Origin of the sequence: Ruminococcoides intestinihominis (assembly GCF_040096285.1) — a bacterium.
Taxonomy (GTDB): domain Bacteria; phylum Bacillota; class Clostridia; order Oscillospirales; family Acutalibacteraceae; genus Ruminococcoides; species Ruminococcoides intestinihominis.
Genome location: NZ_JBBMEY010000067.1, coordinates 1 through 6,529 on the forward strand (window position 1 = coordinate 1; position 6,529 = coordinate 6,529).

Below are 6,529 nucleotides of genomic sequence, written 5' to 3' on the forward strand. Positions count from 1 at the left end.
CTCTAATGTGAACTTATGCAAAAGTTTTTAGAATTAAAAACTTTTGTAGTGAAGCCCCTACAACTGTAAGCCATAGTTCCGTAGTAAAATCCCTACAACTGTAAGCCGTAATTCTGTAGTTAAACTCTACAACTGCAAACCATAGTTTGATACAAAATTATTTTGCACAAGCTGTGAAAGGTAAAGTCTTGTCGTACTTTTGGAATACCTTTTTATATGTATTATAAACTTCCTTATATTCAGGTAGGTACTCCTTGATTTCACTACTACTGAAAGGAATAATCAAATGGTCTCTCCATGTTGCTTGGTTAAAGTAACAGTAAAGTAGATTATTCTCTAGGTTTTCAAAAGTGATTTTTGTTTTACCGTCTTTAGTAGTTTTCTTAACTGTCATAGTAGCAAGAATACTTGTTACCTTGTTATAATTTTCGTCTTGATACTGTGAACATAACAGATTACCCATTGAGTAATAAACCAAAGTATCACCAACATATCTTGCAGGTTCAATTACATGAGGGTGAGTACCAATTACCAGGTTAACACCATTATCAGCAAGGAACTGTGCCATATCATCCTGATATTCTGATTCATCAGGCATATATTCAACACCGGCATGCATACCAACAATTAAGAAGTCAACATTATCTCTTACTGCTTCAATATCTTTCTTAACTTGCTTTTTATATGCTTGATACTTAGTATCCTTTGCAGGGTCGTTAATTTCCAGGTCAATTGGCCAAACATTAACCATATATTCCTTACCATCCGGTACAGGAATACCGTTTGTGCCATATGTATAGTCAAGCATTGTATATTTAATGTCGTTACATTCAAGTACATTTACTGCATCTCTGTCTGCTTGGCTATCATAAGTACCCATCATATATACATTATGTTCTTTTCTTTGCTTGTCCCAATATTTACAAGAATTTAGGATACCCTCTTCACCACCATCCATTGAATGGTTAGTAGCAGTTGAAACCAGGTTATAACCTAGGTCAACCATAGCGTCACCGGCTTCTTGTGGACTGACAAATAGTGGATAATCGGAAAGTCCCATTTCTGTACCACCAAGGATTGTTTCTTGGTTATAGTAGTTTACATCACACTTAGAAGTAAACTGCCTTAGGTTCTTAACCATTGGTTTAAAGTTATATCCGTTGCCACCGGCAAGTTCATTTGCACCTTTATAAATTGAACTATAAATAATATAGTCACCGGCAATAGACATATTAAATGAACTTTCTGTTGCTTTTGCTGTTGTTGTAGTCTGTGGTTTTGTTTCGTTAGTATCACCCTTGTTGCTACAACCTTTTGCACAAGAAGTAATACTGACAATTATCACAATGAGAAGTACAACTAAAATTCCTAAACCCACAAAAGGAATCATTGAATACTGTCTTTTGTTGCCTCTCTTATCTACATATCCTCTTCTAGCCACTTTTACCCTCCAAATTAATTGTCTTTCTTTCGTTGTATGTGGTAACAAATTTTTGTAAGTTGTTTATTCGGTAAAAATCTCATAAAGAAATTAGCACTTTTCATTGTAAATGATGGCATAATAATCATCTTATTCTTTAGTGCATTGTCTATGGCATACTTTGCAGCATATGTTTGGTCAATACCTTTAATTGCAAAGTTAACACCGGCAACTTTGTTAAACTCTGTTTTAACAGGTCCGGGACAAAAACAACTGATATGAACATTGCTTTTCTTTCTTCTAAGTTCTTCATATATACCTTCGCTAAGTCTTACAACATAGTTCTTTGAGGCATAATATGAACTCATAAGAGGTCCTGCTAAGAAACCTGCTGATGATGCTACATTAAGGATATGACCTTTATCTTTCTTGATAAAGTCCCTTAAAAACAGCTTAGTAAGAATATGAACTGCTGTAATGTTAGTATTGATAAGGTCAATTTCTCTATCCAAATCAATATTAGCAAATTCTCCGTAAATACCAAAACCGGCATTATTAATAAGAAAATCTATATTTTCATTAGCAGTTTCTTCATAAAGTTTCTTTGCATTTTCCGGTACAGACAAATCTGTTGTAATTATCTTTACCTCAGGTTTACCTATTAAACTTTTCTTTAGCTTAACAAGGTTTTCTTCTCGTCTGGCTACAAGAATAAGTGAATAGCCTTTACTAAAAAGATACTTAGCCATCTCTCTACCCATTCCGGAACTTGCACCGGTAATAAGAGCCTTCATTTAATCACCAATTTCTAAAAATTATCCTTCAAGAACAACTTTGTCTTTTTCTAATTCTTCTTCATTTTCAGGCATACCAAGGTCATCTTCGTTGATAATATCCTTAGTGTATGTTCTCCACTTAGTAACCTTTTTGCCACCGATAGTATGCTTATAAAAATGTTGGGCATCTTTGTTCCATTCTAAACATTCCCACTTAATTTTTACACAATCATGGACTTTAGCTACCTTTTCGCATACATCAAAGAACTTTGTACCGATACCTTGTCCTCTATAAGCACTTCTTACATAAATGTCTTCAATGTACATTACCTTTTTCATAGGGAATGTTGCAATCTGGAAGAAGTATGTACAGAAACCAACAATTTCGCCATCAATCTCAGCCTTTAGAATATGCAATAGTTTTTCTTCAAAAACCATTTTTCCTATTTCATCAGGTGAAGCTGTGTGGTAGTCTTCCATTCTTTCAAATGTAGCAAAATGCTTATATAGACGATAAATAAGGTCTAAATCCTTTTCTTCAATATAACTTACTTTTAATTTTCCCATTTTATGTTCTCCTCTTTTACAAATAATTCTATAGTAGAATTATAAGTTGAAAACTTCTAAGTCATCAGGCACATAAAGGCTGCCTGAATAAAACTCTTTTCCCTCTTTTGTATATAGTTCTTTTCTGTTAGTGATGTTCTTATCCTCTGTATGATAAAGAATAAGGTTCTTTACATTAAGTTTCTCAGCTAAGATACAAGCATCCTTTACTGTTGAATGGTGCTTTTCATATGGATGGAACTTTTCCCTATCTTCATAAAGGCAGAAAGCCTCATGTAGTAGATATGTACTATCCTGTACATATTCTTTTTCCACTTCATTATATGGTTCATCACCACAACAAGTTAACTTATCTTTACCGTAATACATAGTAAAACCAAACTGCTTTGTCTTAGTAGAATGAATATCAAAGAACTTTACTTTATTGCCTAGGATAGTAACTTCATCACCATCTTCAACAGAGATTAGGTGAAACTTTTTTCCTATATAATCAATCTGTTTAGGTTGAAGTAACATAGTAGCAATGTCAGTAATTATCTTTATTAATTCACTATGGGCATAAAGATTAACTTCTTTATCGAAAGTACCTCTGCTCATATTCTGAGTAAATACTCTAACCAGCCATATAATACCGGTGATATGGTCAATGTGCTTATGTGTTACAAAGATATTTTTGATTTTCTTCCAATCAATATTTGCCTTTTCAAGTTGGCTTAGGATTTGGTTTCCTCCACCACCATCAACTAGGAAATACTCATCATTTTGTTCAATTGCAAAACAAGTATTGTAGCACTTAGTTACCATTGCATTACCTGTACCTAATATAGTTAATTTCATAAATTCACCTCTTTAACTACATACGATTACATTATATCATTTACAAAGATTTAACACAATATATATTTTTGCATAACTATATATTGTTGCATAAAAAGTTATATTGAAAATTTTTGCAGAAAAAAAGACGGAATAAATCCGTCTTAAGTATAGTAATAATCATCTTTCTAAAATGGTGCAATAGTCGGAATAAAATTTCTGGCTACCGAATATATTACTGACAATATAATTAAAGTGTAAATAAACTTATTGCTATGTATAGGAAAATGAAAATTCTTTCCAAATACCTTTAACACCAATTCAATATAGTACATTAATGCAAGGACTATACCAACAATTATAAAAGCATTTTGCCTTAATGAAAGTAAAAAATCAAAATGCAATAAAGCAATAACCGACCTAGTCATTCCACATCCGGGACAATTAATATGGAAAAGTGTATATGTTATACATGGTGGCAAGGAAATATTATTTACCACATATACTGCCAATATATATAATAAGAAAACTACTAATAAGGGTACTAAAAACACCAGTACCTTTTTTACAATACTTTTATTCATAACTTTCCTAACAAAAAAGACGGACAACAGCCCGTCTTTTAGATTAACATAATTAACTATTAATAATATCTACCAGTATTATATACAGCACTAAATGAACCATAAACTACTAGTACATAAATTAAGTAAATTGCCCATATTGCAAGTGCAATAATAGAAAGTACAATACCTGCAGTAGCCATACCGTTATCTGTTGGCTTTTTCTTACGAGAAAGGACACCAAGAACAATACCTACAATTGAGCAAACTGAACCACAACAGAAGAAAGAAACAATACCTAGAACTAATGAAGCAATAGCAAGACCTCTGCTATTGTCCTGAGGTTGCTGATACTGGTTAGGAGCATAGTTGTTATAATTGTTGTAGTTATTAGGCTGATTATACTGTTGCTGATTGTACTGTTGTTGATTGTACTGAGGCTGATTATACTGTTGTTGATTGTACTGTGGCTGATTATACTGCTGATTGTACTGATCATTCTGTTGATTATACTGATTGTTTTGCTGATTATTTTGCTGATTGTTAAAGTTTTCGTCCATAATTTCCTCCAAATCATTTTATATATCAATTTTATACTATCTCCATTTAAAAGTCAACATATATATTATTTTTGTCAATTTTTTGCCATTTCACATTGGCATATGTTTGACAATTACAATAAATAGTTTATAATGTAATTATATTTATGTAGGAGGAAGATTATGTTTATTTCAACAACAGAAACAGTACCGGGTATGAATTATCAAATTCTTGGTGTTGTACAGGGTAACACAGTACAGTCAAAGGACTTTGTAAGTGACTTTAAACAAGGATTTAAGAGCATTGTTGGTGGTGAACTAAATGACTATACAGAAATGATGAATACTGCAAGAGGTGTTGCTCTAGACAGAATGGTTAATCAGGCAATGCAGATGGGTGCTGACGGTGTTATCGGTATTAGATACACTACATCATCAATTTTGCAACAAAGCTCTGAAATCTTAGCATATGGAACTGCTATTAAATTTGTTTATTAATTTCCAATTTAATTCCATAAAAGAATTATATAAAAAGTCCGACTTTTGTCGGACTTTTATTTTTACTTAATTTTGATATTTTATATTTTCAGTTGTAATTAGTGGATAACTGACAAGTGTATCACTGTCTAAATTTTCCTTATGCATATCTATTGCAGTAATCTGGTGGTTATCATATGTTGTATAGTAATAAATACCCTTATCACAATTACAACAAGAAGTATAAATTGTAATCTCATACTTACCCTCAGCTACTTCACAACAACCTCTTTGCTGGTCAACTGAATTTAGAATATGGAAAAACTGACTTACACTTGAATTTTCTTCAGGAGAAGATTTACTATTCATTTTCACAAATGCAACTCTTGCAAATCTTGATGCTGATGATAAGTCCCCGGGTAAACCTAAAGCACCCATTCCCCTGCTATACTGAGTAAAATCCAGCTTTTCATTTTGAGAAAAAGTATTTTCCGGTTGTTTTGGTGAAAGTCCCATATAGTTATTAAGCATAAACATTTGCTGAGGAAATGGTGGGTTATTTGTTAAGACACCTACTTTATTATCATAAATATGCATACCATCTTCCATTGTTTCCACAACAATACAACTTTCCTTATCTGCAATAATATAATGTAGCTGAGCTAAAGGATAATTGTCATTAAACTGAGTTGCAGTAATATTTATATTTTTTAGCTTTTCCTTTGCCTCTTTAACACTTGCACATTGACTGAGAATATAGTTAATAAATTCATACTGTGCTACATTTTCTTTATCTTCATCCACATCATAATACTTTGCATTACCAACAAAATTAAGACCTGCCATACCAAGACCTTTCTCATTAACTGCATCATAATATAATGGATAATCATTTGCAATATGAGCCATACCAATCATAGCATAGTGGTTCTTCACCTCACCTATAAAGTGAAAATTTATTGGATAATTTCTAGGTGTTATTGCTACTACTTCACCGTAAGAAAACTCATAATCAAGTGTTCTGCCAAAATAAAAATCATTTGTCTTATATGTTGCTGATGTACACATAACTTGCTCCTTAGTTTTAATTTTATTCTTCCAATATCGCTATAGATTTAGTATATCATTTTATATATTTTTCAGCAATGTTTTTTTATATAATTGTCAGATTGCTCTGTTAATTATTATGGTTCATATGTAGAATATATATGTTTGATAAATTTGGTTTTTTCAATTTTGATTTTGGATAAGATAAATTGGTTTTACAAATTAGGGTTTGTCTTTTAGTTTTGATTGTGGGTAAAAGAAAATTTGTAGTGAGAATATATACCATAAAATCATATAAATCTATGACTCACAGGTGTAGGGGAC

At 31.9% G+C, this 6,529-nt stretch carries 8 protein-coding genes; 1 reads left to right on the forward strand and 7 read right to left on the reverse strand.

Features of this window, described 5'->3' with window-relative positions; translation table 11 throughout:
• Nucleotides 1-157 precede the first annotated feature (157 nt).
• The 6 genes from WMO18_RS10310 to WMO18_RS10330 all read right to left on the reverse strand — a co-directional run bounded on the left by WMO18_RS10310 (nt 158) and on the right by WMO18_RS10330 (nt 4,702).
• Nucleotides 158-1,441 carry a CapA family protein gene (locus tag WMO18_RS10310; protein WP_211148403.1) on the reverse strand — a complete coding sequence of 428 codons (1,284 nt, stop codon included), beginning with the start codon at nt 1,439-1,441 and terminating at the stop codon, nt 158-160.
• Between the two features lie 14 nt (nt 1,442-1,455).
• The gene (locus WMO18_RS10315; RefSeq protein WP_022505336.1) at nt 1,456-2,214 is read right to left on the reverse strand and encodes an SDR family NAD(P)-dependent oxidoreductase; all 759 of its coding nucleotides are present in this window, start codon (nt 2,212-2,214) and stop codon (nt 1,456-1,458) included.
• 21 nt (nt 2,215-2,235) lie between these two features.
• Entirely contained in the window at nt 2,236-2,763 is a 528-nt protein-coding gene (locus tag WMO18_RS10320; protein WP_022505335.1) for a GNAT family N-acetyltransferase, read from the reverse strand.
• A 39-nt stretch (nt 2,764-2,802) separates the two neighbouring features.
• Nucleotides 2,803-3,600, reverse strand: a complete 798-nt coding sequence (locus WMO18_RS10325) for an MBL fold metallo-hydrolase (RefSeq protein WP_022505334.1) — start codon at nt 3,598-3,600, stop codon at nt 2,803-2,805.
• Between the two features lie 167 nt (nt 3,601-3,767).
• Nucleotides 3,768-4,163, reverse strand: coding sequence for a DUF2752 domain-containing protein (locus WMO18_RS10970; protein WP_022505333.1), 396 nt, complete (start codon nt 4,161-4,163; stop codon nt 3,768-3,770).
• 59 nt (nt 4,164-4,222) lie between these two features.
• Nucleotides 4,223-4,702 (reverse strand): DUF4190 domain-containing protein, encoded by a 480-nt coding sequence (locus WMO18_RS10330; protein WP_022505332.1) that lies wholly within the window; start codon nt 4,700-4,702, stop codon nt 4,223-4,225.
• A gap of 162 nt (nt 4,703-4,864) precedes the next feature.
• On the opposite strand from WMO18_RS10330, the gene WMO18_RS10335 reads away from it, so the two are divergent.
• Entirely contained in the window at nt 4,865-5,179 is a 315-nt protein-coding gene (locus WMO18_RS10335; protein WP_022505331.1) for a heavy metal-binding domain-containing protein, read from the forward strand.
• A 66-nt stretch (nt 5,180-5,245) separates the two neighbouring features.
• On the opposite strand, the gene bsh is transcribed toward WMO18_RS10335, so the two are convergent.
• Complete coding sequence (gene bsh / locus WMO18_RS10340) at nt 5,246-6,226, reverse strand: choloylglycine hydrolase (protein WP_022505330.1); 981 nt, start codon at nt 6,224-6,226, stop codon at nt 5,246-5,248.
• Nucleotides 6,227-6,529 lie beyond the last annotated feature (303 nt).

Excerpts from the sequence above, each read along its gene's own strand:
- WMO18_RS10330 (WP_022505332.1), bottom strand. The coding sequence starts at position 4,702 with ATGGACGAAAACTTTAACAATCAGCAAAATAATCAGCAAAACAATCAG.
- WMO18_RS10970 (WP_022505333.1), bottom strand. The coding sequence starts at position 4,163 with ATGAATAAAAGTATTGTAAAAAAGGTACTGGTGTTTTTAGTACCCTTA.
- WMO18_RS10320 (WP_022505335.1), bottom strand. The coding sequence starts at position 2,763 with ATGGGAAAATTAAAAGTAAGTTATATTGAAGAAAAGGATTTAGACCTT.
- WMO18_RS10325 (WP_022505334.1), bottom strand. The coding sequence starts at position 3,600 with ATGAAATTAACTATATTAGGTACAGGTAATGCAATGGTAACTAAGTGC.
- bsh (WP_022505330.1), bottom strand. The coding sequence starts at position 6,226 with ATGTGTACATCAGCAACATATAAGACAAATGATTTTTATTTTGGCAGA.
- WMO18_RS10315 (WP_022505336.1), bottom strand. The coding sequence starts at position 2,214 with ATGAAGGCTCTTATTACCGGTGCAAGTTCCGGAATGGGTAGAGAGATG.
- WMO18_RS10335 (WP_022505331.1), top strand. The coding sequence starts at position 4,865 with ATGTTTATTTCAACAACAGAAACAGTACCGGGTATGAATTATCAAATT.